The 26,949-nt window shown below is 69.9% G+C and carries 23 protein-coding genes; 18 read left to right on the top strand and 5 right to left on the bottom strand.

Annotated elements, in window-relative coordinates; translation table 11 throughout:
* Positions 1-100: 100 nt before the first annotated feature.
* Positions 101-742, bottom strand: a complete 642-nt coding sequence (locus ACWCOV_RS15900) for a TetR/AcrR family transcriptional regulator (RefSeq protein ID WP_449829980.1) — start codon at positions 740-742, stop codon at positions 101-103.
* A 71-nt stretch (positions 743-813) separates the two neighbouring features.
* Between ACWCOV_RS15900 and ACWCOV_RS15905 the strand changes: the two genes are divergently transcribed.
* The 8 genes from ACWCOV_RS15905 to ACWCOV_RS15940 all read left to right on the top strand — a co-directional run bounded on the left by ACWCOV_RS15905 (position 814) and on the right by ACWCOV_RS15940 (position 8,806).
* Complete coding sequence (locus tag ACWCOV_RS15905; RefSeq protein ID WP_449829981.1) at positions 814-2,193, top strand: MFS transporter; 1,380 nt, start codon at positions 814-816, stop codon at positions 2,191-2,193.
* Positions 2,186-2,626, top strand: coding sequence for a GNAT family N-acetyltransferase (locus ACWCOV_RS15910; RefSeq protein WP_449829982.1), 441 nt, complete (start codon positions 2,186-2,188; stop codon positions 2,624-2,626). Before ACWCOV_RS15905 ends, ACWCOV_RS15910 begins: the two co-directional genes overlap by 8 nt.
* A 63-nt stretch (positions 2,627-2,689) precedes the next feature.
* Positions 2,690-3,310 carry an RNA polymerase sigma factor ShbA gene (gene shbA / locus ACWCOV_RS15915; protein WP_360530661.1) on the top strand — a complete coding sequence of 207 codons (621 nt, stop codon included), beginning with the start codon at positions 2,690-2,692 and terminating at the stop codon, positions 3,308-3,310.
* Positions 3,303-4,673, top strand: coding sequence for a hypothetical protein (locus ACWCOV_RS15920; RefSeq protein WP_449829983.1), 1,371 nt, complete (start codon positions 3,303-3,305; stop codon positions 4,671-4,673). The genes shbA and ACWCOV_RS15920 overlap by 8 nt, the downstream gene beginning before the upstream one ends.
* Positions 4,674-4,832: 159 nt before the next feature.
* On the top strand, positions 4,833-6,347 hold the full coding sequence (guaB, locus tag ACWCOV_RS15925; RefSeq protein WP_449829984.1) for an IMP dehydrogenase: 1,515 nt from the start codon (positions 4,833-4,835) through the stop codon (positions 6,345-6,347).
* Positions 6,348-6,510: 163 nt separating this feature from the next.
* On the top strand, positions 6,511-7,617 hold the full coding sequence (locus ACWCOV_RS15930) for a GuaB3 family IMP dehydrogenase-related protein (protein ID WP_449829985.1): 1,107 nt from the start codon (positions 6,511-6,513) through the stop codon (positions 7,615-7,617).
* 8 nt (positions 7,618-7,625) lie between these two features.
* Positions 7,626-8,342: an alpha/beta fold hydrolase gene (locus ACWCOV_RS15935; RefSeq protein WP_449829986.1), complete on the top strand. Its 717-nt coding sequence runs from the start codon at positions 7,626-7,628 to the stop codon at positions 8,340-8,342.
* 65 nt (positions 8,343-8,407) lie between these two features.
* Positions 8,408-8,806, top strand: a complete 399-nt coding sequence (locus ACWCOV_RS15940) for a hypothetical protein (RefSeq protein WP_449829987.1) — start codon at positions 8,408-8,410, stop codon at positions 8,804-8,806.
* On the opposite strand, the gene ACWCOV_RS15945 is transcribed toward ACWCOV_RS15940, so the two are convergent.
* Together ACWCOV_RS15945 and ACWCOV_RS15950 are read right to left on the bottom strand one after the other, a co-directional pair.
* On the bottom strand, positions 8,803-9,711 hold the full coding sequence (locus ACWCOV_RS15945) for a TIGR03086 family metal-binding protein (RefSeq protein WP_449829988.1): 909 nt from the start codon (positions 9,709-9,711) through the stop codon (positions 8,803-8,805). The genes ACWCOV_RS15940 and ACWCOV_RS15945 overlap by 4 nt on opposite strands.
* Before the next feature lie 63 nt (positions 9,712-9,774).
* Entirely contained in the window at positions 9,775-11,226 is a 1,452-nt protein-coding gene (locus tag ACWCOV_RS15950) for a hypothetical protein (protein WP_449829989.1), read from the bottom strand.
* Between the two features lie 125 nt (positions 11,227-11,351).
* On the opposite strand from ACWCOV_RS15950, the gene ACWCOV_RS15955 reads away from it, so the two are divergent.
* The 10 genes from ACWCOV_RS15955 (at position 11,352) to guaA (ending at position 22,326) form a co-directional block, all read left to right on the top strand.
* Complete coding sequence (locus ACWCOV_RS15955) at positions 11,352-12,944, top strand: succinic semialdehyde dehydrogenase (RefSeq protein WP_449829990.1); 1,593 nt, start codon at positions 11,352-11,354, stop codon at positions 12,942-12,944.
* Entirely contained in the window at positions 12,941-14,641 is a 1,701-nt protein-coding gene (locus tag ACWCOV_RS15960) for a GMC oxidoreductase (protein ID WP_449829991.1), read from the top strand. The genes ACWCOV_RS15955 and ACWCOV_RS15960 overlap by 4 nt, the downstream gene beginning before the upstream one ends.
* 567 nt (positions 14,642-15,208) lie before the next feature.
* On the top strand, positions 15,209-16,204 hold the full coding sequence (gene bioB / locus ACWCOV_RS15965; protein ID WP_449829992.1) for a biotin synthase BioB: 996 nt from the start codon (positions 15,209-15,211) through the stop codon (positions 16,202-16,204).
* On the top strand, positions 16,201-16,389 hold the full coding sequence (gene bsaP, locus ACWCOV_RS15970) for a biotin synthase auxiliary protein BsaP (protein ID WP_449829993.1): 189 nt from the start codon (positions 16,201-16,203) through the stop codon (positions 16,387-16,389). Before bioB ends, bsaP begins: the two co-directional genes overlap by 4 nt.
* Before the next feature lie 23 nt (positions 16,390-16,412).
* Entirely contained in the window at positions 16,413-17,717 is a 1,305-nt protein-coding gene (locus tag ACWCOV_RS15975) for an adenosylmethionine--8-amino-7-oxononanoate transaminase (RefSeq protein WP_449829994.1), read from the top strand.
* Positions 17,717-18,838, top strand: coding sequence for an 8-amino-7-oxononanoate synthase (locus ACWCOV_RS15980; RefSeq protein WP_449829995.1), 1,122 nt, complete (start codon positions 17,717-17,719; stop codon positions 18,836-18,838). Before ACWCOV_RS15975 ends, ACWCOV_RS15980 begins: the two co-directional genes overlap by 1 nt.
* Complete coding sequence (gene bioD, locus ACWCOV_RS15985) at positions 18,835-19,494, top strand: dethiobiotin synthase (RefSeq protein WP_449829996.1); 660 nt, start codon at positions 18,835-18,837, stop codon at positions 19,492-19,494. Before ACWCOV_RS15980 ends, bioD begins: the two co-directional genes overlap by 4 nt.
* A complete protein-coding gene (locus ACWCOV_RS15990; RefSeq protein WP_449829997.1) occupies positions 19,491-20,570 on the top strand; it encodes a hypothetical protein in 1,080 nt (359 codons plus the stop codon). Before bioD ends, ACWCOV_RS15990 begins: the two co-directional genes overlap by 4 nt.
* Positions 20,571-20,580: 10 nt before the next feature.
* Positions 20,581-20,766, top strand: a complete 186-nt coding sequence (locus ACWCOV_RS15995) for a hypothetical protein (protein ID WP_449829998.1) — start codon at positions 20,581-20,583, stop codon at positions 20,764-20,766.
* A gap of 9 nt (positions 20,767-20,775) precedes the next feature.
* Positions 20,776-22,326, top strand: a complete 1,551-nt coding sequence (gene guaA, locus ACWCOV_RS16000) for a glutamine-hydrolyzing GMP synthase (protein WP_449829999.1) — start codon at positions 20,776-20,778, stop codon at positions 22,324-22,326.
* 147 nt (positions 22,327-22,473) lie between these two features.
* Here guaA and ACWCOV_RS16005 read toward each other — a convergent pair whose 3' ends face one another.
* Together ACWCOV_RS16005 and ACWCOV_RS16010 are read right to left on the bottom strand one after the other, a co-directional pair.
* Positions 22,474-25,134: a tetratricopeptide repeat protein gene (locus tag ACWCOV_RS16005; protein WP_449830000.1), complete on the bottom strand. Its 2,661-nt coding sequence runs from the start codon at positions 25,132-25,134 to the stop codon at positions 22,474-22,476.
* A complete protein-coding gene (locus tag ACWCOV_RS16010) occupies positions 25,131-26,891 on the bottom strand; it encodes an HSP90 family protein (RefSeq protein ID WP_449830001.1) in 1,761 nt (586 codons plus the stop codon). Before ACWCOV_RS16010 ends, ACWCOV_RS16005 begins: the two co-directional genes overlap by 4 nt.
* Positions 26,892-26,949 lie beyond the last annotated feature (58 nt).

Raw genomic sequence — 26,949 nt, forward strand, 5'->3', positions numbered from 1 at the left:
GTCACCACGCTCCGCTCAGCTGGCCAGGGCCAGGCGGCGGCGAGATGCGGTCGACCAGCCGGGCGGCTTGTTTGTGGGGGAGACGCATAGGGGTGTTTGTTCAGGTGGTGTGGGCCTCCAGTCCGGTGAGGATGAGGTTCAGGCCGAAGGTGAAGCTGTCGCGGGGCTGGTTCTGGGTGGCGGCCCGGAGGCGGAGCTGGGTGGGGATCCGGTCGGGTGGGAGGGCGGCCAACGCCTCGTCGAAGGCGGTGGTGGCTGCCTGACTCGAGGTGCTTGCCGCGGCTTCGGCCAGGACCACACCGTGGATGAAGTCGACGATGGTGTCGGCGCCGCGGACGGCATCCAGGGGATCCAGGCCGGCTCGGTCCAGCGCGGCGTACAGGGACTCGTTCGCCTCGGTCGCGGCGATCGCGACCGACTCCAGGTCCGACAGGATCCGCAGCGCGAGGTTGGGATGCGCGAGCGCCATCGCCCGGTACGCCGTCGCCCACGCGATCACCTGCTCACGCCACGACTTCCCGTCCGGCTCGACCCGCAGCCCGCCGTACACCTCGCGCACCACCGCCCGGAGGACGTCGTCCTTGGTCGGGATGTGGTGGTAGATCGCCATCGGATCCACGCCGAGCTCCCGCCCGAGTCGCCGCATGGACAGCGCGTCCAGGCCGTCCGCGTCGATCACCCGCAACGCGGCGGCGACGATCGCCTCCCGCCGCAACGGCGGCTGTCCGGCTCTCCGTGCCATCCAGGTCTCCTTGAACGAGGTTATTCTACGCCGTAGAGTAGCAATTCTACGGCGTAGAACAGGAGATCGACATGCTCGTCGCGGCTTTCGCGGTTCTGTGCGCAGCGCAGGTCATGCTGATCGTCGATGTCGTCGTACTGACCGTCGCCCTGCCGACGATCCAGGCCGCGCTCGGCATCCCCACCGATCAACTGCACCTCGCGGGCATCGCCTACACGCTCACCTTCGGCAGCCTGCTGATCGTCGCCGGCCGCGCCGGTGACCTGTACGGACGGCGCCGCGTCTTCCGGATCGGCCTGCTGGTCTTCACCATCGCGTCCGCCCTGGCCGCGTTGTCCCAGGAGGGCTGGCACCTCTTCGCGGCCCGCGTGCTGCAGGGCGCCGGCGCGGCGATGGTCTCGCCGACTGCGCTGGCGTTGGTCACGTCGCTGTTCCAGGGCGACCAGCGCAACCGCGCGCTCGGCATCTGGGCATCGGCCGGTTCGGTCGGCGCCGTCCTCGGGCAGGTGCTCGGCGGTGTCCTCACCGACCTGTTCGGCTGGCAGTCGATCTTCCTGATCAACCTCCCGATCGGCATCGCCGGTCTCGCACTCGCCGGACGGCTGCCCGACGACCGCACCACCGATCGGCCTTCGTTGGATGTTGCCGGGGCACTCCTCCTCGCCGTCGGGGTGGCCGCATTCAGCATCGGCTTGATCGGTGCGCCGCTGAGCCTGCTGATCGCGGCCGTCGTACTGGCTGCCTTCTGGTGGCACGAGCGGCGGCGGCCGGAGCCGCTGGTGCGGTTCGGCCTGCTGCGAATGCAGGCGGTCCAGGCGGGAAACGGCGTACTCGCGGTCCTCGCGGGCACGACCGCCGCCGCGCTGTTCTTCGCGACGCTGTACCTCCAGGACGTGACCGGGTACTCCGCTCTCCAGGTGGGGCTCGCGTTCGCGCCGATCACGGTGGTCGTGCTCGTGGTCTCGCCGTACGCGGGTCGGCTGGCCGGCCGCTTCGGAGCGCGTCCCCTGATGGCAGTGGGTACGGCGACGACAACGGCCGGACTGCTGTTGCTCGCGTTCGTATCTCCGGACGGCAGCTACTTCACCGACGTGCTGCCCGGTCTCACTCTGGTGGCCCTGGGCAACGGTCTGGCGTTCGCGCCGACCATGATCGCCGCGACCGCGGTGGACGCGGCCGACTCGGGGCTGGCGTCCGGGCTGCTCAACACCGCGCAGGAGCTCGGATCGGCGACCGGCCTCGCCACGCTCGCTGCGATCGCGGCCGTCGCTGCTCAGCCGGCCGTCGGGTATCGCGCCGGCTACCTGGCGGCTGCTGCGCTGGTGCTGCTTGCCACCGTGCTGGCTCTTCGCACGCCGCGGTCGACGGGTGTGGTTGGGTTGGGGAGTGATTCGGGAGCGGCGCGAGGCGGATCTCGCGGGGTGTGTCGAGATCCTGCGGGAGGTGCATGAGGCCGCGGGGTACCCGGTCAACTGGCCGGAGGATCCGACGCGATGGTTGACGCCGCCGGAGATGCTCGGGGCCTGGGTGATCAGCGCGGCGGACGGTCGACCGGCGGGTCACGTCGCGCTCACCGCGGACGGGCCGGACAAGGCGCTGGTGGAGCGGTTGTTCGTGGATCCGAAGGCGACCGGTGGTGGGTTGGGGCGCCGGCTGCTGGAGCACGCGCTGGCGGTGGCTGACCGGCCCGTCGCGCTGGAAGTCGCCGACAACTGCCGCGCCGCGATCGGGCTCTACCAACGGGCCGGTTGGCGGGAGACCGGTCGCACCCCCATCGACTGGGGCGGCGGCCAGGCATCCGCCGTACTCCACTTCGAATCGCCGAACCCGCGGGTAGTGACAGATCGTGACCAAAAACCTCGAGCGATCACGAATTGCCACTAGGCAAGAGAAGATGAGCGCCTTACTATCTTTCAGGCTGACCGGTCCAACACGAGGGGGCGAGGGGTGACCGAGGTCCAAGTACCGCACACCCACGACCGGGTCGAGCTCAGGGATCTTGCCGCGCTTGCGAGCGAAGGCGACCGGACAGCTCTCAACGACCTGTTGACAAGGGTGCGGGCCGTGGCTCACCGCTATGTGCGGTCCCGGCTCTGGACGTACCCCGGCGGCGCCGACATGGTCGACGACGTCGCTCAAGAAGTTTGTGTCGCCGTGTTCGGCGCGCTCAGCCGGTACCGTGATGAGGGGAGGCCCTTCGAGGCTTTCGTCTACGGCATCGCGGCCCGCAAGGTCGCCGATGCCCAGCGTGCGTTCGCGGTGGCCGACGTCTCGACGCCGGACCTGCCGGACGGCGCGGACGAGTCACCGACGCCGGAGGAGCACGCAGTCCGGCACTCGGAGGTCCAGCACATCATGGGCCTGCTGGACAAGTTGCCGGAGAAGTTGCGGGAGATTCTGCGGCTCCGGGTGGTAGCGGGGATGTCAGCCGAGGAGACCGGCCGGGCACTGGGCATGACACCGGGGGCGGTGAGGGTCGCACAGCATCGAGCGTTGAACACGCTCAGGGGGTTTGTGGGGCATGAGGCACAGCTGGAACGAGGAGCAGGGGAGGGGAACCATGGCTGACCGTTTCGACCTTGACGCGATCGATGCCGATGACGCGCTTCTCGACCTGCTGGCCGCTGGTGGGGAGTCCACGCGTACCGCGGGAGAGCACGACCCGGCCGTGAAGCTGCTGGCCGAGCTACGGCTCGCGGTAGAGGTCGAGGACGAGCTCCCGGTGGAGACGATCGACGACCCGGAGAGCTTCCTGGCGCGCTGCGCGGCGCTGAACCCGGTCACGGACCCGTTCGCCCGCAAGGTGGCGGCGCGTGGTCTGGCGCTCGGGGTCGCCGCGGTGGCCGCGCTGTCGGTCTCCGGGGTCGCCGCGGCCGTGACCGGTGATCCGCTGTCGCCGTACGAGAAGGTCATCGAGAAGATGGTCGACGCGGTCCGCCCGCAGACCAGCTTCCCGAAGGAGCAGCTCGACGGCATGCCCGTGGTCGACAAGACGAAGATCGTCAAGGTCGCCAAGGACTTCCAGAAGAAGCAGGAAGAGCGTCGCGAGGCCGAGGAGAAGGCCGCCGAGAAGGTCGCGCCGACGCCGCCGGCGACGGTCGAGCACGCCCTGCCGGAGGTGCTCCAGCGGGTCGTGCCCGAGCAGAACCCGACCGTCACCATCGTCTCCCCGAAGCCGGTCGAGACGACCAAGCCGGCCGAGCAGACCGACACCGGGAAGACGGACGAGGAGAAGCCGGCCGACGACCCGACGACCGAGCCGTCCACGGACCCGACGACCGAGCCGTCCACGGACCCGACGACCGAGCCGTCCACGGATCCGACGACCGAGCCGTCGACCGACCCGACCACGCCGCCGCCGGACCCGACCACGCCGCCGAGCGAGCCGACCGGGGACCCGACGACGACGCCGACCACGCCGCCTGAGAACGGTCAGACCGGTGACACGGGGAACAACCCGACGACGACGCCGACCACGGTGCCGAGCAACGACACCGGATCGGACCAGGGGTCTCAGACCGGCCCGGGCCAGGACTCCTCGGACGAGGGCTCGGACACCAGTGACACCAAGCCGCCGGCCGACGACCCGGCTGAGGACCAGAAGGAGCCGCCGAACGACGGCGCGCCGCTGGAGGGCCTCACCGAGATCATCGAGAAGGTCCTGCCGGACGTGCTTCCGACGCCGACCGGTTCGGCGGTCGAGGTGCCGAGCGCGACGGAGTTCATCGGCAGCGCCGCGACGGCGGAGGCGAAGCATTCCAGCGGCAAGCTGGTGACCGGCTCGGTGAAGAAGACCTACGCCAAGGGCAAGCACGCCAGCGGCACGTACGCCGAGGGCAAGCACGCCGCCATCGCCCGCGCCCACGGCTCGACGGACGCCACCGAGGTCCTCCAGATCCTGGACGTCGTCAACAAGCCGACCACCCGCTGACACCGTCCGCCCGGCCCTGTGCCGGGCGGACTCCGCGGGGCGTCGTACGGCGCGTGTACGGCGGGTGACGGCCGCCTGTGGATGGCGGATTCGGGGGTTGGGTGCGGGCGGCATAGGATGGTGTCCCGTTCTCGCCGTGCAAAGGTGCCTGTTTTCCCCATGGACATCACACCCGCTGGAGTTCCCGACAAGTTCGCCGTCCTCGGTCTCACCTTCGACGACGTGCTGCTGCAGCCCAACGAGTCCGACGTCATCCCCTCCGAGGTCAGCACCCGGTCCCGGGTGAGCCGCAACGTCGAGGTCAACATCCCGCTGCTGTCCAGCGCGATGGACACCGTCACCGAGGCCCGGATGGCGATCGCCATGGCCCGGCAGGGCGGTCTCGGCGTCCTGCACCGCAACCTCTCGATCGAGGACCAGGCCCAGCAGGTCGATCTGGTCAAGCGCTCCGAGTCCGGCATGATCGCGCAGCCGATCACCATCGGCCCGGACGCCAGCATCGGCGAGGCCGACGCGCTCTGCGGGCAGTACCGGATCTCCGGCGTGCCGGTGGTCGACAACGCCGGCGTCCTGGTCGGCATCGTCACCAACCGCGACATGCGGTTCGAGACCGATCTGTCCCGGCCGGTGCACGAGGTGATGACCAAGCAGCCGCTGATCACCGGCAAGCAGGGCATCTCCGCCGACGACGCGATGGCGCTGCTCAGCCGGCACAAGGTGGAGAAGCTGCCGCTGGTCGACGACGCCGGCAAGCTGACCGGCCTGATCACGCTGAAGGACTTCGTCAAGCGCGACAAGTTCCCGCTGTCCACCAAGGACGCGACCGGCCGGCTGATGGTCGGCGCCGCGATCGGCTTCTTCGGCGAGGCGTACAAGCGGGCCATGACCCTGGTCGAGGCCGGCGTCGACGTGCTGGTCGTGGACACCGCGCACGGTCACTCCCAGGCCCAGCTCGAGATCATCCGCAAGCTGAAGGCCGACCCGGCCACCCGCGGCGTGGACGTGATCGGCGGCAACATCGGCACCCGCGCGGGCGCCCAGGCGCTCGTCGAGGCCGGCGCGGACGGCGTCAAGGTGGGCGTCGGCCCAGGCTCGATCTGTACGACGCGGGTCGTGTCCGGCGTCGGCGTACCGCAGGTCACCGCGATCTACGAGGCGTCGCTGGCGTGCAAGCCGGCCGGAGTCCCGGTGATCGGCGACGGCGGCCTGCAGTACTCCGGTGACATCGCCAAGGCCCTCGTGGCCGGTGCCGACACGGTCATGCTGGGGTCGCTGCTGGCCGGTTGCGAGGAGTCGCCGGGCGACCTGGTGTTCATCAACGGCAAGCAGTTCAAGGCCTACCGCGGGATGGGTTCGCTCGGCGCGATGTCGTCCGCCGGCGGGCTGCGCAAGTCCTACTCCAAGGACCGCTACTTCCAGAGCGACGTCGGCTCCGACGAGAAGCTGATCGCCGAGGGCGTCGAGGGCCAGGTCCCGTACCGCGGCCCGCTGTCCGCCGTCGCCCACCAGCTGATCGGCGGCCTCCGCCAGTCGATGTTCTACTGCGGCTCCCGCACCGTCCCCGAGCTGCAGGACAAGGGCCGCTTCGTCCGCATCACCTCAGCCGGCCTCCAAGAGTCCCACCCCCACGACATCCAAATGACCGTGGAAGCCCCCAACTACTCCGGCCGCTGACCCTCAGACCACCCCCGCGCACCCCGCGGGGGTGGTCTTTGCGGGGCGGGCTCGCGCGGCGCGGCCTGAGCGGTCGGTGCGGGAGTGTGCGGAGGCGCGGGTGGTTCTGCCGCCGGTTGGACTCGGTGTCTGGGGAAGCGGGGAAGATCGGTAGATTGTCGGCATGAACGAGATTGAGATCGGGCGGGCCAAGCGGGGGCGGCAGGCGTTCGCGTTTGACGACATCGCGATCGTGCCGTCGCGGCGGACGCGGGATCCCGAGGAGGTCTCGGTGGCCTGGCAGATCGACGCCTACCGGTTCGAGCTGCCGATCCTGGCCGCGCCGATGGACTCGGTGATGTCGCCGGCCACCGCGATCGCGATCGGCAAGGCCGGCGGTCTCGGTGTGCTCAACCTCGAAGGCCTGTGGACCCGGTACGAGGACCCGTCGAGCCTGCTGGAGGAGATCACCTCCCTCGGCAAGGAGCAGGCGACGCACCGGCTGCAGGAGATCTACTCCGCGCCGATCAAGCCCGAGCTGATCTCGCAGCGGGTCCAGGAGATCCGCGACTCCGGCGTCACCGTGGCCGGCGCGCTCTCGCCGCAGCGGACCAAGCAGTTCGCCAAGCACGTCGTGGACGCGGGCGTCGACCTGTTCGTCATCCGCGGTACGACGGTCTCGGCCGAGCACGTGTCGGGTCAGGCCGAGCCGCTCAACCTCAAGCAGTTCATCTACGACCTCGACGTACCGGTGATCGTCGGTGGGTGCGCGACGCACCAGGCCGCGCTGCACCTGATGCGGACCGGGGCAGCCGGCGTGCTGGTCGGGTTCGGCGGTGGCGCCGCGCACACGACCCGCAAGGTGCTCGGGGTCGCGGTGCCGATGGCGTCCGCGGTGGCCGACGTGGCTGCGGCCCGGCGGGACTACATGGACGAGTCCGGCGGCCGGTACGTGCACGTGATCGCGGACGGTTCGGTCGGCCGGTCCGGCGACGTGGCGAAGGCGATCGCGTGCGGTGCCGACGCGGTGATGGTCGGTTCGCCGCTGGCCCGGGCGAGCGACGCCCCGGGCGGCGGGTACCACTGGGGCGCCGAGGCCTGGCACGCGGATCTGCCCCGCGGCGAGCGGGTCGAGGTCGGTGTCACCGGGACGCTCGAGCAGATCCTGTTCGGCCCGTCCTGGGTGCCGGACGGCACGATGAACCTGGTCGGCGCCCTCAAGCGCGCGATGGCCACCACCGGCTACACGGAACTCAAGGAGTTCCAGCGAGTCGAGGTCGTCGTCGGTTGAGGACCGGCGTGCTGCTCCTGCACGGATCCAGCGGTACGCCGGACCTGGAGCGGGCCGGGATCCTCGCGGCGGAGGGGTACGACGTACTCGCGCCTCGATGGTTCGACCAGAAGATCAGCGAGGTCCCGCTGGAGACGTTCCCGCTGGACGAGCTCGAACAGCGCAACGACCGGATCGTCGTGATGGGCACGTCCCGCGGCGCCGAGGCGGCGCTGCTGCTCGGCGCGCTGGACGACCGGATCGACGCCGTGGTCGCGCTGTCACCGAGCGCCTACGTGTGGGGCTGGATCGAGGACGGGCAGCAGACGTCGGCCTGGACCTGGCAGGGCGAACCACTTCCGTTCGTCCCGTTCGACCAGGCGTGGGAACCGGACGACGACCCGCCGAGCTTCACCGGGTTGTACAGCCGGAGCGTCCAGACGTACGCCGCCGAGGCCGAAGCCGCTCGGATCCCGGTGGAACGGATCCGCGGTGAGGTGTTCCTCACAGCCGGCGGCGACGATCGGGTCTGGCCGTCGGCGGAGTTCGCGGAGCGGATCGCGTTGTCGCGGGGCGAACTGCCCACCCGCACCGCCATCGCGGCACGCGCCGGTCACCGGCTGATCCTCCCTGGTGAGACACCGAAAGCCGGCGGCCAGCGGATGGCAAGGGGCGGGACCGAGGAGGCGGATCGGGAGCTCGGAGCCCTTGCCTGGCCGGAGATTCGCAAGCTCCTCGCCGGGTGAGCCAGGTCGCCGGCGCGACGTGCGCCGGGTGCTCGTCGCTTGGGGAGTTCTGGAAGGATTGCCGCATGGGACTGTTCAGCCGAAGGAGCGACCAGGACGCCGACAACGTTGCCCTCGCCGCCGCGCGGGCCAGACTCTCCCCTGACGACGTGGACCAGGTGCGTTTCCTGCTCACCACGAAGAAATCGGTGCACGCGGTGAAGCTGGTCCGGGAGCGGACCGGCCTGGACCTGAAGAACGCCAAGGGCCTCGTCGACGACATCCGGCTCGGACGCTACGTGCCGCCGGTCACCGACACCCCGGTCGTCCGTGTGCCCGGCACGAACCTGGCCGAGCGCACCCGCGCCCTCAAGGCGCAGGGCGAGCTCCACCAGGCCACCGCCCTGGTCGTCTCCGAGACCGGGATGACCGAGGCCGAGGCCGGCCTGTTCGTCGGCGCTCTGAAGACCGACGTACCGGATTAGCCCTTCACGTAGGACATCTTCTCCGCGATCTTGCCGTCGCGCAGGCGCAGTACGTCGACACCGCGGACGTGACCGCGCTGACCCGACGGCTCCCGCCACGAGTACGTCCAGCGCACCACCCCACGGTCACCCAGCACGACGGTCTCCTCGGTCTCGAACCGCGGGTCGTCGGTGTTCGCGAACAGCTTCTCCCACTCCGCGCGTACGGCGGCCGCGCCCTCGAACCGCACTCCGTCCGGCGCGGGTGACGTGGACTCGAAGACGCAGTCCTCGGTGACCAGCGCCATCACGGCCTCGATGTCCCGCCGGTCGAACGCCGCACCGAACTGTGCGACGACGGAATCCGCCGCCGACCAGCGCGGGTTGCGCCCGAACGCGCCGACCAGTTGGTCGGACGGGTCGGTGAACCCCTCCATCGGATCGGCGACCATGCCGGCCGAGCGGTAGAGATCCGCGCGCTGGGCGAACCAGGTGGCGACCTCGTCCACCAGTTCGGGATCGAGCCGGGCCTCGGCGCCGATCGCCGCCGCCAGGTCCCAACCGTGGACGAGGTGGTCGGCGGCCAGTTGCCGCAAGTACTCCGGCGGATCCTCGTCGCCGTACGACAGGTGAACCTTCTCGATCGAAGCCCCGGCCGCCTCCTGGGCAGCGCGGGCGGCGGCAGCGGCGGCGGCCACCGGGTCGTCACCGAGGAGATCGCCGTCCAGCGAGTCGCCGACCTCCGCGATGGTCTTGCCCTCCATCAGCGGTACCGTCCAGCGCTCCTCGCCGACGACGTGGTTCACCAGCTCACGAACGTTCCAGTCCGTGCAGGGCGTCGGAGCGGTCCACTGGTCGGGCCCCACCTCGCCGACCAACCTGGCGAAGTTGCCGACCGTCCGATTGTGCAGTTCCACCACATGCATGACGATTCCCCCTCTCAAGCGTCAGCGTCCGCCTGGTGAGGGGAGGCGTCAATTACCCGGAGGTTACCGGCCGAGCTGGAGCTGCTGGGCGGCCTCGTGGGCGTGCTGGGACGCCATCACGTCCCCGGTGGCGGCGAGCAGGTCGCCGTGGTGCCGGTAGCAGGAGCCGGCCAGGTCCTTCATCACCGCGTCGTCGTCGGTGAACGGGATCAGCGCGGTCGCGACCTCCGCGCACCAACCGCCCAGGTCCAGGGCGAGGTCCGTCCGGCCCGCCTGGTAGTACGCCTCGGAGATGTCGAGCAGCAGCTGGGCCCAGATCGGCGCGTAGGTGCTGGTCTCGTACCGCATCCGCTGCGACTCCCGCTCGGACGAGATCGCGAACAGGTAGTGCGCCTCCATCCCCAGCGTGAGCGCGGCGTCCACGTCCTGCATCAGCAGCGGCCGGACCAGCTCAGCAAGCTCGGTCGCACGTACGGCGGCCGACTCCGGGTCGGTGCGACCGGACACCGTGGCCAGCGTCATCCCGGGCGCGGGCTCGCTCAGCGCGACCAGCCGGTGGTACTGCTCGAACGGCCCGAGCTTGATCTCCGCGTTCTCCAGCGCCGCGACCAGAGTCAGCGGCAGGCCGCGGTCCAGCTCCTCGGTGACCCGTTGAGCGGTCTCCGCGTCGGTGTCGAACGCCGTCCGCAGGCAGGTCTCGCCTTCCATGATCCGGCCGACGACGCCGAGGTGCTTGCCCTTCCGGGTGAGCGCGGCGACCAGCGTGCGCATGTCGGTCGTCGACTCCGAGTCCGCGAGCGTGTCGGCGGTGGTCAGCCCGACCTCGTCCGCCTCCAGCGCCAGGTCGAGCCGGCCCTCGGCGGCATGGACGTCGGCCGACACGGCGGTCGCCGTACACAGGTAGCGCGCGTAGGACAGCGACTGCGGGCTCTCGTTGATCTGGTCCGCGAGCTGCAGGAACAGCTGGGTCGCCGCGTCAGCGGATGCGACCGCCAGCGCGGGGTCGCCGTACCGCCGCAGGATGAGCGCGTTCATCGCCAGCACCCGGGCGAAGTCCGGCTGGTGCTTCAGCCCGTCCTCGCCGCCGACGAGCTGTCCGTACGCGATCACCGCGCCGTCCATCTCCAGTACGGCGGTCGCGCCGTGACCGCGATGCGCCTGGGTCATCGCCCGCCGGGCCCGCACGTCGGCCAGGAAGGAGGTGGCGTCGAGGACGCCGGCGTCGCTGAGCTCGGTGTAGCCGAGCTGGGCCTCGTGGAGAGCGGCAAGCGCTTCCTCGTGCCGGCCGGACGCGTTCAGCGAGCCGGCCAGCTCGTACTGCGTCGCGGCCATCAGGTGCTTGGCCTCGTAGTGATTCGGGTGCCCCTCGGCCCGCTCCCGGGCCAGCTCGATCACGCGTTGCTGGTACGGCCCGGCCTCGTCGGCACGACCTTCCTCGATCAGCACCTGTGCGGTCTGCAGAGCCTCAGCGAGCTCGTCCTCAGGAGGCGTCCAGAGCCCCCCGCTGTCCACCATCTCGACGTTCCACCCCTTCGCAGGTTCAGCCGTTCAGCTTAGTGGTCTACCGGGTGGAACACTTAGGCCTGACACGGCCGATTTCCGGTACTGACATGGGTATTACCGGCAGGTAGCCTGGATCTATGAGCGAGCAGACCTCGATTCCTGCCGATCCCGAGCTCGACCCGACCGCGTCGTACGCGACCGATCAGTCGGTCGTTCGCCGGCTGTCGGGGCTGCTTCGCGCCTCGGCCGGGGTGCGGACGTCGTACGCGCCGGCCACCGGGCAGCCGATCGCCACGCTGCCGGTGTCCAGCCCGGACGACGTGGTCGCGGCGGTCCGTTCGGCGCGGCGGACGCAGCAGACCTGGCGTCGGGTGCCGCTCGCCGAGCGCGCGGCGATCCTGCTGCGGTACCACGACCTGGTCCTGGACCACCGGCACGAGCTCGTGGACCTGGTGATCCTCGAGTCGGGCAAGGCGCGCAAGCAGGCGTTCGAGGAGGTCGCGCACGTCGCCCTCACCGCTCGCTACTACGGCCGCAAGGCCGCCGAGCTGCTCGAGCCGCAGCGCAAGCTGGGCATGTTCCCGATCCTGACCCGGGCCGAGCAGCGGTTCGTGCCGAAGGGTGTCGTCGGCGTCATCTCGCCCTGGAACTACCCGCTCAGCATGGCGATGGCCGACGGTCTCCCGGCCGTGCTCGCGGGCAACGCGGTCGTCCACAAGCCCGACAGCCAGACCCCGCTGACCGCGCTCCGGGCGATCGAGCTGCTGTACGACGCCGGACTGCCACGCGAGGTCTGGCAGCCGGTGAACGGCGACGGTCCGACCGTGGGCGGCGCGATCATCCAGAACACCGACTACATCTGCTTCACCGGCTCGACCAAGACCGGCCGGCTGGTCGCGAAGCAGGCCGGCGAGCGGTTGATCGGCTGCAGCCTGGAGCTCGGCGGTAAGAACCCGATGCTCGTCCTGCGGGACGCCGACATCAACCGGGCCGCGGAAGGCGCCGTCCGGGCGTGCTTCTCGAGCGCCGGCCAGTTGTGCGTCTCGATGGAGCGGCTGTACGTCGCCGACCAGGTGTACGACGCGTTCGTGACCGCGTTCATCGACCGGGTGAAGAAGCTCCGGCTGTCCGCCGGGACCGGCTGGGACGTCGACATGGGCACGCTGATCTCGAAGGCTCAGTTGGAGACCGTGACCCGGCACGTCGACGACGCTCGCGCGAAGGGCGCCGTCGTACTCGCGGGTGGCAAGGCCCGGCCCGACATCGGCCCGCTGTTCTACGAGCCGACCGTGCTGTCCGGGGTGACGCCGGAGATGGAGTGCTTCGACAACGAGACGTTCGGGCCGGTGGTGTCGATCTACCGGTTCTCCGACGAGTCGGAGGCGATCCAGCGCGCGAACGAGGGCGAGTACGGGCTGAACGCGAGCGTCTGGACCCGGGACGGCCGGCGCGGGCGGGCGGTCGCGGCCCAGCTGGTGGCCGGCACGGTCAACGTGAACGAGGCGTACGGCGCGACGTTCGGCTCGATCGACACCCCGATGGGCGGGATGCGGGCCTCCGGCCTCGGCCGCCGCCAGGGCGCCGAGGGCATCCGCCGGTACGTCGACCCGCAGGCGATCGCCACCCAGCGGGTGCTCCCGATCGCCGCTTCGCACGGCATCTCCGACGAGGCGTACGCCGAACTGATCACCGGCGCCCTGCGGGTGCTGAAGAAACTGGGCCGCGCATGACCTTCGACTACGACGTTGTCATCATCGGTTCGGGGTTCGGTGGCAGCGTCAGCGCCTTGCGGTTGACCGAGAAGGGCTACAAGGTCGCCGTACTGGAGGCGGGGGCGCGGTTCGAGGACGCCGGGTTCGCGAAGAACTCGTGGGACAAGAGCCGGTTCCTGTTCGCGCCGAAGCTCGGCTGGTACGGCATCCAGCGGATCAGCGCGCTGCGGGACGTGATCATCCTGTCCGGCGCCGGGGTCGGCGGCGGCAGCCTGGTCTACGCGAACACCCTGTACGAGCCGCTGCCCGCGTTCTACACCGACCGCCAGTGGGCGCACATCACCGACTGGAAGTCCGAGCTCGCGCCGTACTACGACCAGGCCAAGCGGATGCTCGGCGTCACGACGTACCCGCACTTCACGCCCGCCGACGAGGTGATGAAGCAGGTCGCCGACGACATGGGGGTGGGCGAGACCTTCCACCCGACCCCGGTCGGCGTCTTCTTCGGCGAGCCCGGTGTCGAGGTCGACGACCCGTACTTCGGCGGCGCCGGCCCCCGCCGCACCGGCTGCATCGACTGCGGCGAGTGCATGACCGGCTGCCGGCACAACGCGAAGAACACGCTGACGAAGAACTACCTCTACCTGGCCGAGAAGGCCGGCGCCGCGGTCTACCCGATGACCACGGTCACCTCGGTCGAGCCGCTGCCGAACGGCGGGTACGCCGTCGACACCCGCCGTACCTCGAACCGGAAGAGCACGCGCCGGTTCACCGCCCAGCAGGTGGTCTTCGCCGCGTCCGCCCTGGGTACGGCGAAACTCCTGCACCGGCTCCGGGACGAGGGCAAACTGCCGCGGCTGTCCGACCGGCTCGGCGTGCTGACCCGGACCAACTCCGAGTCGCTGCTCGGGGCCATCGCGCGGGACCGCGACGTCGACTACAGCCGCGGGGTCGCGATCACCTCGTCGTTCCACCCCGACGACATCACCCACATCGAGCCGGTCCGGTACGGCAAGGGCAGCAACGCGATGTCGCTGCTGCAGACCGTGCTGACCGACGGCGACGGGGACCGCCCGCGGTGGCGGACCTGGCTGCGCGAGCTCGGCGTCCAGCGGAAGAACATCCGCCGGCTGTACGACCTCAGGCACTGGTCCGAGCGGACCGTGATCGCGCTGGTGATGCAGACCGCGGACAACTCGATCACCACCTTCGGCCGGCGGGACCGGTTCGGCCGCTGGCGGCTGACGTCGAAGCAGGGGCACGGCGCCCCGAACCCGTCCTGGATCCCGGTCGCGAACCAGGTGGTCCGGCGGATGGCGAAGCTGATGAACGGCACGCCGGGCGGGACCATCGGCGAGCCGTTCAACGTGCCGATGACGGCGCACTTCATCGGCGGCTGCGCGATCGGCGACTCGGCCGAGACCGGCGTGGTGGACCCGTACCACCGGGTCTACGGGTACGACGGCCTGCACATCCTGGACGGGTCGACGATCTCGGCGAACCTCGGCGTGAACCCGTCGCTGACCATCACCGCGCAGGCCGAGCGGGCGCTCTCGTTCTGGCCGAACAAGGGCGAGGCCGACGTCCGGCCGCCGGTCGGATCGGCGTACCGGCGGGTGCAACCGGTGAAGCCCGGGCATCCCGTCGTACCGGCCGATGCGCCGGGGGCGCTGCGGCTCCCGATCGTCCCGAAGCAGTCTGTGACGAAGCCGTAACACAACGACAATAGTTCACCGGCAGTCAGGTGAAATGAAGAAACCTCAGCAAACTCGTGGGGCTGCTGAGGTTGGTGTGATTTGCGAGGCCGGCCCATTTCGGTAAAGGGCCCAGAAAAGGGAGCAGGTCCCTCGGGAACGTTTCCGCCCAAATCGTTTCCCGAGGGACCCACTCAAGCCGGGGTGAGGCGCCCGGCGCTTTGGGATCGGGTCACCAACCACAGCTGGCGACCCGAGCTCTTGGTACCCCACTTTACATCCGATCCGGAGAGTTTCGAGGTTTCGCGAGTGGTTGTGACCACTCTGCGTGCTGATCGTAATGATCGGCTTTTCGTTGCTCCCTGTAACCGAGTGGCGGTCTTCCCTGCGGTAACCGCCTCTGCACACATCAACGAGCCCTTCTACGGGGGGTTACGAGGTTCCGCGGAAAATTCCAGAAAGTTTTCTGAGGGCTGCGGAGAGTGCTGAGTCACCTGGGTCCGGGGTGTTCCACGTGACGCCCCTCGCAGCCCGGCGGCGGCCGGCTGACTTACTGTGGGCCGGACCGTCAGATGAGGCAGGAGAACGATGAGCGACATCCTCGAGGTGGCCCGGGAGCAGGTTCTGGAGCAGGGCGTCGGCCTTTCCCAGGAACAGCTGGTCGAGGTCCTGCAATCACCGGACGACCAGCTGGCCGGCCTGCTCGCGCTCGCGCACGAGGTGCGGGTCAAGTGGTGCGGCGAGGAGGTCGAGGTCGAGGGGATCATCTCGCTGAAGACCGGCGGCTGCCCGGAGGACTGCCACTTCTGCTCCCAGTCCGGTCAGTTCACCTCGCCGGTGCGCTCGGTCTGGCTGAACATCCCGGAGCTGGTCGAGGCCGCCAAGGAGACCGCGAAGACCGGCGCGACCGAGTTCTGCATCGTGGCCGCCGTCCGCGGTCCGGACCAGCGGCTGATGTCGCAGGTGAAGGCCGGCATCGAGGCGATCAACGCCGAGGTCGACATCAACATCGCCTGCTCGCTCGGCATGCTGACCCAGGAGCAGGTCGACGAGCTCAAGGCAATGGGCGTGCACCGCTACAACCACAACCTCGAGTCGGCCCGGTCGTACTTCGGCGACGTCGTCACCACGCACTCCTTCGAGGAGCGCTGGGACACCTGCCTGATGGTCAAGGAATCCGGCATGGAGCTGTGCTGCGGCGGCCTGGTCGGGATGGGAGAAACCCTCGAGCAGCGCGCCGAGCTGGCCGCGCAGCTGGCCGAGCTGGACCCGCACGAGGTGCCGCTGAACTTCCTCAACCCGCGGCCGGGGACGCCGTTCGGCGACCTGGAGATCATGGACGGCAAGGACGCGCTGCGCACGATCGCCGCGTTCCGGCTCGCGATGCCGCGGACAGTGCTCCGGTACGCCGGCGGCCGCGAGCTGACCCTGGGCGACCTGGGCACCCGCGACGGCCTGCTCGGCGGGATCAACGCCGTCATCGTCGGCAACTACCTGACCACCCTCGGCCGCCCGGCGACCGCCGACCTCGACCTGCTGGCCGAGCTGAAGATGCCGGTCAAGGAACTCCAGAAGACGCTGTGACCACGCTCGTGTACTGCGGTCACTGCGGCCGCGAGCTGGCCGACGGCAGCCACGAGGACTGCCGCCGGGCCCTGGCTCTGGAACCACCCCGCTACTGCGGCGAGTGCCGGCGGCGGATGATCGTCCAAGTCCACCCGATGGGGTGGTCAGCACGTTGCTCCGTGCATGGAGTGCTGTCCAGCTAGGTAGTGAGAAGGGGTGGCGAGAGGTGGCCAGTGAATGGCTGCAGCGGGACGCCGAGCGGCTCTGGCATCCGTATTCCTCGCTGAGTGAGCCGTCGCCGGTCCGCCTGGTCCGGGGTGCGTCCGGCGTACGCCTGCGGCTGGACGACGAGGCCGGCGGCACGGTCGAGGCGATCGACGCGATGGCGTCCTGGTGGTGCATGATCCACGGCTACCGCAACCCGGTGCTGGACGCCGCGGTGAAGAGCCAGGTGGACGACTTCAGCCACGTGATGTTCGGCGGGCTGACGCACGAGCCGGCGATCCGGCTGGCCGAGCGGCTGGTCGAGATCACCCCGGATCCGCTGCGGCACGTGTTCTTCTGCGACTCGGGCTCGGTGTCGGTCGAGGTCGCGATCAAGCTCGCCCTGCAGTACCAGGTTGCCCGCGGCAACAGTGGACGCACCCGGATGCTGACCGTCCGGGGCGGCTACCACGGCGACACGTTCGCGCCGATGAGTGTGTGCGATCCGGTGAACGGGATGCACTCGCTGTTCACCGGCGCCTTGAAGGAGCAGGTGTTCGGCCCCCAACCGCCGGCCGGGTTCGATCGCCCGGACGACGATCCGGAGCTCCGCGCCTGGACCGCGGCGCTGACCGCGCTCGCGGACGAGCGCGCAGGGGAGATCGCCGCGATCGTCGTCGAGCCGGTCCTGCAGGGCGCGGGCGGGATGTACCCGTACAGCCCAGCGTGCTTGCGGGTCTTGCGTGACCTCGCTGATCGTCATGGGTTCCTGCTGATCCTGGACGAGATCGCCACTGGCTTCGGTCGGACCGGGACGCTGTTCGCGTCCGAGCACGCGGGGATCGACCCCGACATCCTCTGCGTCGGCAAGGCGCTCACCGGCGGCTACCTCTCGCTGGCTGCGACCTTGTGTACGACGGACGTCGCGCACACCGTGTCCAACGGTCCGGGCGGTGCGCTGATGCACGGGCCGACCTTCATGGCGAACCCGTTGGCCTGCGCGGTCGCGCTCGCGTCGATCGACCTGCTGCTGTCGCAGGACTGGGCGGGGCGGGTTGCTCAGATTTCTGCGGGTTTGTCGGCCGGCCTGGCGCCTGCGGCCTCGATGCCGGGGGTCAAGGACGTCCGCGTGATCGGTGCGGTCGGCGTCGTCCAACTGGGTGGTCCGGTCGACATGAAGCGGATGACGGACGCCGTACTGCGGCGGGGCGTGTGGGTGCGGCCGTTCCGCGATCTGGTCTACACGATGCCGCCGTACGTCTGCACCTCCGAGGAGATCGCGACGATTACCTCGGCGATCACCGGCGCGGTGCAGGAGGTCGGCTGATGCTCGAATCTTGGCTCGCGCCGAAGGCCGCTGCTCTGGAGTCGCGGGGCCTCACCCGCCGGCTCCGCGCTCGGTCTGCCGGTGATGACCTGATCGACCTTGCGGGCAACGACTACCTCGGCCTGTCGCGCGACCCGCGCGTGGTCTCCGCCGCGGCCGAGGCCTTGCAGACTTGGGGAACGGGCTCGACGGCGTCCCGCCTCGTCACCGGTACGACGGCCTTGCACGAGCAACTGGAGTCGGCGCTGGCCGCGTACGTCGGTCAGCAGTCGGCGCTGGTGTTCTCGTCCGGCTACCTTGCCAACCTGGGCATTGTCACCGCCCTTGGCGGACCGGGCACGGTGCTCGTGTCCGACGAGCACGTGCATGCCTCGCTGATCGACGCCGGGCGGCTGGCGCGGTCGCGCGTGGAGGTCGTCCCGCACAACGACGTGGATGCCGTAGAGAAAATCCTTGCCGAGCGCAACGAACCGCATGCGTTGGTGATGACCGAGTCTGTGTTCAGCGTGCTGAGCGACGAGGCGCCGCTGACCTCGCTCGCCGCTGTCGCTCAGGCTCACGACGCCGTACTCCTGGTGGACGAGGCCCATGGCCTGGGCGTCACCGGCGGCGGCCGGGGTTCGGTGGCGGCGGCGGGGCTGGCGGGACTCGACCACGTGATTGTCACCATGACGTTGTCGAAGTCCCTGGCCTCGCAAGGCGGCGCTGTCCTCGGCCCGTCGTTGCTGCGTGAGCATCTGGTCAATCGGGCGCGGCCGTTCATCTACGACACCGGCCTCAACCCGGCCGCCTGCGCGGCTGCCCTGGCAGCGCTCCAGGTGTTGCAGGCCGAGCCTGGGCGCCCCGATGCCGTCCACCGCGCGACTGCCCAACTCGCGGCAGCCTGCAACGTTCCGCCGCCGTCCGGCGCAGTCGTCTCCGTCCCGATGCCCGGCCCACGCGAGACCGTCCAGGCCGCGGACCTCTGCCTTGCCGCCGGCGTACGCGTGGGCAGCTTCCGCCCGCCGTCCGTCCCCGACGGCATCTCCCGCCTGCGCCTGACCGCCAACGCGGGATTGACTCCCGCCGACCTGGACCGCGCCTGCACCGTCGTGGTCGACGCGATCGGCCAGGTCTCATGATCATCATCGTCACCGGCACGGACACCGGCGTAGGCAAGACGATCGCCACCGCAGCCCTAGCTGTCCGCGCGGCCGCCGCCGGCTCGGTCGCCATCGTCAAACCCGCCCAAACCGGGGTGACCGCCGAAGAGCCTGGTGACCTCGACGACGTACGCCGCCTAACCGGGTTCTTGACCACCTTCCATGAAGGCATCCGGCTCCGCGACCCGCTCGCGCCCACGACAGCCGCCCGCCGGGAAGGCGTCCCGCTGCCCACCGTCGAGGATCATGCCAAGCTGATCGACAACCTGGCCGCGACCCACGACACCGTCCTCGTCGAAGGGGCTGGCGGCCTGCTCGTCGGTCTCGATGCGGAGGGCCGGGGTCTGGCTGACCTCGCTGCTCACCTGACCACGCCTTTCGGGTTCGTGGTGGTCACCCGCTCCGGGCTCGGCACGCTCAACCACACCGGTCTCACGGTCGAGGCGTTGCGCCGCCGCAACCTTCCGATCGAGGGGCTGATCATCGGCTCCTGGCCGGACGAGCCCGACCTGGCCGAGCAGTGCAACCTCGAGGATCTGCCGACGACGACCGGCGTACCGGTGATCGCTCGCATCCCGGCCGGCGCCGGTCAACTGGCGGATTTCGCGAGCGCCGCCCCGGGCTGGTTCGCGTGACCGGCTGTCCTGCGCGGTACGACGAGAAGCTCGGGTACTGGGTGGTCGACGACCCGGTGCTTGCCCGGGAGGTGTTGCTGGACCCGGAGACGTTCCGGCCGGACAACGCCGTACTGGCGCACACGCCGTTGTCGGTGAAGGCGCTGCGGGTCCTGTCGGCGGTCGGCTTTGCACTCCCGCCGACGCTCGCGAACAACGCAGGCGAGTCCCACCGCCCGATCCGTGCAGCAGTCGCCCGCTTCTTCAGCCCCGCCCGCGTCGCGGCCGTCGAGCCCCTGACCCGATCACTCGTCTCCGCCCGGGTCGCCGCGGCGACGTCCGCCCTGACCGCCGGCGAGCAGATCGACCTGGTCGAAACAATCGCCGCCGAGCCGCCCGCCCTTGTACTCCTCCACATGCTCGGCCTCCGCGATGTCGACGTACCGTCCCTCAAGTCCTGGAGCCAAGACTCCCTGGAACTCTTCTGGGGCTGGCCCGACGAGGACCGCCAACTGGAACTCGCCCACACTGCAGCCGAGTTCTACACCTGGCTCCGCGCCCGCACGACCGCCGCCCGCCGAATACCGGGTGACGACCTGTTCGGCGTACTGGTCGCCCTCGGCCTCACCGACGAGGAAGTCTGCGCCGTCGCCTACTTCCTCCTGATCGCCGGCCAGGAAACAACGACCCAACTCATCTCCACTGCCTTTCAGCGGTGCCTCGGGAGGTCGGTGGAGCCTGCTGAAGTGGTCGAGGAGGTGTTGCGGGAGGCCTCCTCGGTGCCTACCTGGCGCCGAGTCACGGCGAGGGCTGCTGCGGTCGGCGAGGTCGAGCTACCGGCCGCGGCTCCCGTCCTGCTCGGGCTGACCGGCAACGGCGGACCTGCGGACCTCGCCTTCGGGGTTGGCATTCACCGGTGCCTCGGCGCCGGGCTGGCACGCCTCGAGGCCCGGGTCGCCCTCGAATGCGCCGCAGAGTTGCTGGCCGCCGTACAACTGGTGGAAGAGCCGCCCATGATCGACCTCCTGTCATTCAGAGCGCCGAAGCGACTTCGGGCCGTAACGCGGAGTAATACGAGCGACAACTGGCGGCGATAGCGTCCCGCGGGTGAGCTTCCCACCTCGCCGCCGGGTGCGCCTGTGGTTCGGCCGCCACCTGATCGCCGACTACATCGGCGAGCCCGCCTCCGCCGACCGCCACGAGGCCGCCATGCGCCGCCGCTTCCCCGGCCTCCACATCACCAACGAGCCGCTCCGGACGGCGGATTACAGCCCTGCTGACCTGCACCGATAGGCTTTGCGGGTGAGCGAGCATGAGTTGGTACTGGTCGTCGACTTCGGGGCGCAGTACGCGCAGCTGATCGCGCGCCGGGTCCGCGAGGCCAAGGTGTACTCCGAGATCGTGCCGCACTCGATGCCGGTCGAGGAGATGCTGACCCGGAACCCGAAGGCGATCATCCTGTCCGGCGGTCCGCAGTCGGTGTACGCCGAGGGGGCGCCGCGGGTCGACTCCGGGCTGTTCGAGGCCGGGGTGCCGGCGTTCGGGATCTGCTACGGGTTCCAGGCGATGGCGCAGACGCTCGGCGGCGAGGTCCGCCGGACCGGGCTGCGCGAGTTCGGCCGGACCCCGGTCACGGTGGGCTCGGCGGGCAGGCTGCTGGCCGGGATCCCCGAGGACCTCAACGTCTGGATGTCGCACGGCGACGCGGTCCACGCGCCGCCGGCCGGCTTCGCCGTACTGGCTGCGTCCGAGGGCGCCCCCGTCGCGGCGTTCGAGGACCTGGAGCGTCAGCTCGCCGGTGTGCAGTGGCACCCGGAGGTCCTGCACTCGCAGGCCGGGCAGGCCGTGCTCGAACACTTCCTGTACGACATCGCCGGCTGCCACGGCGACTGGACCACCACGAACGTCGTGGAGGAGCAGGTCGAGCTGATCCGCCGGCAGGTCGGCGACAAGCAGGTGCTGTGCGCGCTGTCCGGCGGCGTCGACTCCGCGGTCGCGGCGGCCCTGGTGCACAAGGCGATCGGCGACCAGCTCACGTGCGTGTACGTCGACCACGGCCTGCAGCGCGCCGGTGAGTCGGAGCAGATCGAGAAGGACTTCGTCGCCGCGACCGGGATCCGGCTCGAGGTGGTCGACGCGGAGGACCAGTTCCTCGGCGCGCTGGCCGGCGTGACCGACCCCGAGCAGAAGCGGAAGATCGTCGGCCGCGAGTTCATCCGGACCTTCGAGGCGACCGCCCGCAAGGTGGACGCCGAGCGGCACATCGAGTTCCTGGTCCAGGGCACGCTGTACCCCGACGTGGTCGAGTCCGGTGGCGGCGCGGGTGCCGCGAACATCAAGTCGCACCACAACGTCGGCGGTCTGCCCGACGACCTGCAGTTCAGCCTGATCGAGCCGCTGCGCACCCTGTTCAAGGACGAGGTCCGCGAGCTGGGCCTGGCCGTCGGCCTGCCGGAGGCGATGGTCTACCGGCACCCGTTCCCCGGCCCCGGCCTGAGCATCCGCATCATCGGCGAGGTCACCAAGGACCGCCTCGACATCCTGCGCGCCGCCGACCTGATCGCCCGCACCGAGCTCACCGCGGCGGGCCTGGACCGCGACATCTGGCAGTTCCCGGTCGTCCTGCTGGCCGACGTCCGCTCGGTCGGCGTCCAGGGCGACGGCCGCACCTACGGCCACCCGGTCGTCCTCCGCCCGGTCACCAGCGAAGACGCCATGACCGCCGACTGGGCCCGCCTCCCGTACGACGTCCTCGAACGCATCTCCACCCGCATCACCAACGAGGTCAACGAGATCAACCGGGTAACCGTCGACATCACCAGCAAGCCCCCAGGCACCATCGAGTGGGAGTAGCTGGAAGCAGAGCAGTAGGTAGACAGCCACAAGGCCGTGACCACTTGGTCACGGCCTTGCGCCTTCGTGCGACAGGTTGGCGCGCAGGGTTCCCCGACGTGAGGCCGCGCATGACGAGAGGAGCGCGGCGCAGCACGCGTGGGTCAACTACTCGGTCAGGCGGGACTCCAAGGTTGTGGCTTCCTGCTCCCGCCCCTGGGTGCGCAGACGGTCGACCAGGAGCCAGCCCGCGCGGTGCCAGAGGTCGTGGCCGGTCGGGAGAGTGGTGAAGATCTGCTCGACCAGCTTCTCGTCGGTGGTGCCGTGCTCGGCGACCAGCAACCGCGCGTTGGTGTGCTGGTCCTCGAAGCCGCCTCGTTCGTAGTGCTCGGCGGCCTGCGTGGCGTGCTGTACGGCGGTCTCCGTCTCGCCTTGCTGTAGCGCGATCACCGCAAGATCCCAGTGGATGCCGGCAGTCTGGAAGAGCACGCGCTGGTCAGCCGACGGCAGCGCCTCCAGCAACGGGCGTGCCCGCTCGACCAGCTCCACCGCCTGCGTGAAGTTGCCCGCATAGCGCGCCGACTGCGCCGCCAGCCGGATGGCCTGCGCCTGCTCCACCGGCTGCTCACCGGCCTCGTAGTACGCAGCAGCCGCCACCAGAGCGTCGACTGCCTCCTCGTCGCGGTCGAGCTGGCTCAGCAACATCCCCTCGTCCTGCCGCACCATGCCCAACCACGCCGGGTGCGCCTCCTCAGGCGCCGCGGCCAGCAGCTCGCCAACCTTCGTCAGCGCAGCCTGCAGCTCACCCAGTGCCTTGTAGGCATCGATCAGCACACCACGCGCGTCCGCCAGCGGCTCAGCAAGCTCCGGACTGCTCCCGAGCCCCGGCAGCGCCTCCTCAGCGGTCTCAGCCGCCTCCAACGGGCGCCCGGTCAGCAGGTAGGCACGAGCCAGCTCGAGCTGGGTCAACGCCACGTGCACATCCAGCTCAGGCGTCCCCACCGCCAGCGCCACCGCCTCGACCAGGTCCTCGACTGCCTCGGCCGGACGCTCTAGCTCGAGCCGAAGCCGCCCACGCTGCTTGTACGCGAACGACCGCGCCAGATCAGACGGCGTACCAAGACCAACCGTCGCAGCAGCCTCCGCCTCCTCGAAGCGCCCCAGGTTCGCGAGCAGGTTGCACTCCAGGATCGCTCCACCCGCCCGCAGGTCTTCCTCGATGTCAGTACGCTCGCGGAGCTCAGCCAGCTCGCGTACGGCGTCCTCCAGCCGGCCGGCCTGCGCGTACATGGTCGCCAGCGAGTACTGCCAGTGCCCGCGACGCTGTGGTTCGTCGTTGGCCACCAGCCAGCGAATCGGCTCCTCACCGGTCGCAAGGCCCTCGTCGAGCTGGCCGGTCTCACACAGCAGCCGGCCGATGCGACCGCGGTCGCGCAGTACGCGGACCTCCTCGCCCGCCTCGGCGTACAACGCCAGCGCCTCGCGCCACGCCTCCAGTGCAATCTCCGCCTGGTCGTGCGCAACCAGACCGCGACCGTCCAACACCCGCGCCCGGTCCACTGGGGTCCACTCGCTCTCCGGCACCTCCTGCTCGAAGGCACGCCACGCGGCCTCCGCCTCCTCCGGCTGAGCCTTCTGCCAGGCCTCCTCGGCCCGGTCCAGCCAGCCACGGCCAGTCGGCGCAGGCTGCTCCACGTCGGCCTGCTCCGGCTCCGCCTGCTGAGCGGCAGCCTTGACCACCTGCGCCCGCCGAGCCGTCTCCGACAGCGGCAGGTACTCCACCCACGGCTCAGCCGTCAGCATCCCCTGGATCAACGAGCTGCGGTGAGTCGTGCCGTTCCGCGCATCGAACTGCGCGGCCAGCTCCAGCGCCCGCCCAGCCAACATCTCACTCAGCTCTGCCGCCGGCACGGAGTCAGCCTTCGGCAGCCGGATCATCAGCCCATCCACCCGCCCGAGCGCGTGCGCGGCCGCCGCAGCGAACGTCATCTCCGCGTACGGCGACGGCGGGTCGTCGAACTCCGGCAGGTGCCGCTCGATCAGCTCCACTGCCTTCAGCTCATTGCCAGTGCGAGCCAGGAACTCCACGTGGTCCGCGTGCTCACTCAGCTCACCGACCCGGCTGCGCAGGAGCCGGTAGCCCTTCCGGTGCGCGTCGATCGCCTCGGTGTACATGCCTTCGGCAAGGTACGCGGGCAGCAACGCGGTCAGCATCTGTTGCGGCTGCTCGGCGCAGGTCAGCTGCCCGTCCAGCACGTTCACGGCCAGCGCTACGGCGTCCGCCGTACGTCCGACGCTCGTCAGGTGGTGCACCTTCGACGTGGGGTCGCAGCCGACGCAGTCCGACAGGTCGTCGCGCGGTGCGGTCGACCACAACCGGAACTGCTCGGCCGCCGCCTCGGTGTCACCGATGTGGTGGGCGACCAGCCACCGGTGCTGGTGTACGGCGTGCATGCTGTGACCGCTGAGCTGCCAACGCCGCTCCATGTCGTCCAGTACGGCGTACGCACGGTCCAGTGGGACCTCGGGGAACTTGGTCAGCGTGCTGGGCGCGTACTTGAAGCACCAGTGGAAGAGGTGGGAGTAGTCCTGGTACTTGCCCGGGTCTGCGTCCCAGGCCGCCACGCACCGGGCGAACGGCACCAACGACTTCCGCGGCTCCCCACCCATCACGTACGCCGTCACCAGCGCCAGCCGGCTGTAGAACGCCAGGTCGTCCGCGCCGTCGGCGTCGGCCCGCCGTACGACGTCCTCCAGCAGAGCGGACCGTGCTTTCCCGTACGGCGTGCTCTCGGCACGCTGCAGCCGGTCGATCAGGTCCTGGTTCATCGGGTCGGGTCCTCCTGCGTGGGGACGGCCTGGTCCAGCAGGCCGAGGAACGAACGGTTCACCAGCGCGGAGTCGGCCGGGCTGATCGGGTGGTAGCCGAGCATCAGCGCGTGCCCGTACAGGCCTTCCACGGCGAGCTGTGCGAGCTCACGGTCGTTCAGCGAGGCCATCCGCCGTACCAGTGGACTGCGGTGGTTCAGCACCAGCTGCGGACGGCTGTCGTCGTGGGTGTCGAGTGCGCCGAGCACCTCCGACCACAGCGCGTCGGCACGGTCCTTGGTACTGCGAAGCTCTCTGGCGAACTGTGCGGACCTGTCGACGAGGTAGAGCGCGGGCAGACTGGCCGGCTCGAACGCACGGACCACCACCTCGCAGCCGACCGGGTCCAGCGCGTCCTGCGCCAGCTGGACGAACGGGCGGAGCTGCAGCTCGGTGTCCGGGTCCAGGCTGTCGAAGCTGGTGCTCAGCTCGGTCGGGTCGAACCTGGTGGTGACAAGGTCCGGCACTACCTTCGGCAGCCGCTCCAGAAGCTCGCTGTCGTAGGTATAGCCCCCGTTCACCACAGTGATCTGCTGTGCGGCAGCCACTGCGGCCAGCTGGCGGAACTCCTCGATAGTGGCGACGTACCGGATCTCACCAGTACGTTCCTGGAGCTCTGCGGTCGTCATGCGGCCATGGTTCGTCTCGAAGCGCAGCCAGCGGTGGACCAGCCGGAGCATCTCGTCGTCGTGCAGCGCAAGGGCCTTCACACCGAGCTGGTGGATGCCCAGGAACTTGTCGAGCTTGCCCGGATCCGTGCTGCCCAGCCGGACCAGCCAGCCACGCAGCTGCGCGCCGAGCGCTTCCCGAGTGGCCTCGAGGTTGCCGTCGTCGAACAGTGCCTCCCGGCTCGCGGTCGGGCGCAGCTCGGAGGTGTCGATGACTGCGCGCACGAAGAACGCCCAGTCCGGCAGCAGCCCTTCGACGTTCTCCGCGAGCAGCATCCGCTTCAGGTAGACGCGGTGCGTCGCGCGCTCGGCCGGGTTCGCCGCGAACGGCAGCACGAACGCGACACCCGTGAGCCCGGCGGCCGGGTTGTTCAGGTGGATCACGTCGAACGGCGTGAACCCGAGCTTGTCCTGGGCGTAGCCGACCAGGTCGGCCACGCCGGCGCCCTCCCAGGGCGCCTTGCCGTCGGTGACCTGCTCGTCGTCCACGCGGATCTCGATCGGCAGCAGCGCGCCGAACAACCGGATCAGCTCGACCACCGTGGCCTGCTTGTACCACTGCTCCGCACCACGCCGGGCCTTGAGCGTGACCGTCGTACCGACCTCGGCGCGGTCCGCGGTGTCCGCGATCGTGTAGCGGCCGTCCGCCGTACCGATCCAACGGGTCGCCGGGCCGCCGGCCGGCTGGGTGACGACCTCGATCTCGTCGGCGACCATGAACGCGGACAGCAGGCCGATACCGAACTGGCCGAGGAACTCGGTCCGCGCGAACCCGATCTCGTCGCGTTTCGAGCTCCGGCCGATCGTCGCCAGTAGCTCCCGGACCTCGTCCGGCCGCAGCCCGATCCCGGTGTCGCTGATGGTCAGCACGTCGTCCGCCGTCCGCACCTCGATCCGCTTCGGCGCCTCGGGATCCGTGGCCTGCCGGGCGGTGATCGCGTCGACCGCGTTCTGCAGCAACTCCCGCAGGTACACCCGCGGGCTGCTGTACAGGTGGTTGCTCAGCAGGTCGACGATTCCTTGCAGATCGACCTGGAAGTTCTCGCTCACCCGGGCAACCTACGGCATTCCGGGGGCCCACCCGGAAGTCGGCGACTGTTCGCTTCGA

Source organism: Kribbella sp. NPDC002412, from assembly GCF_053592935.1.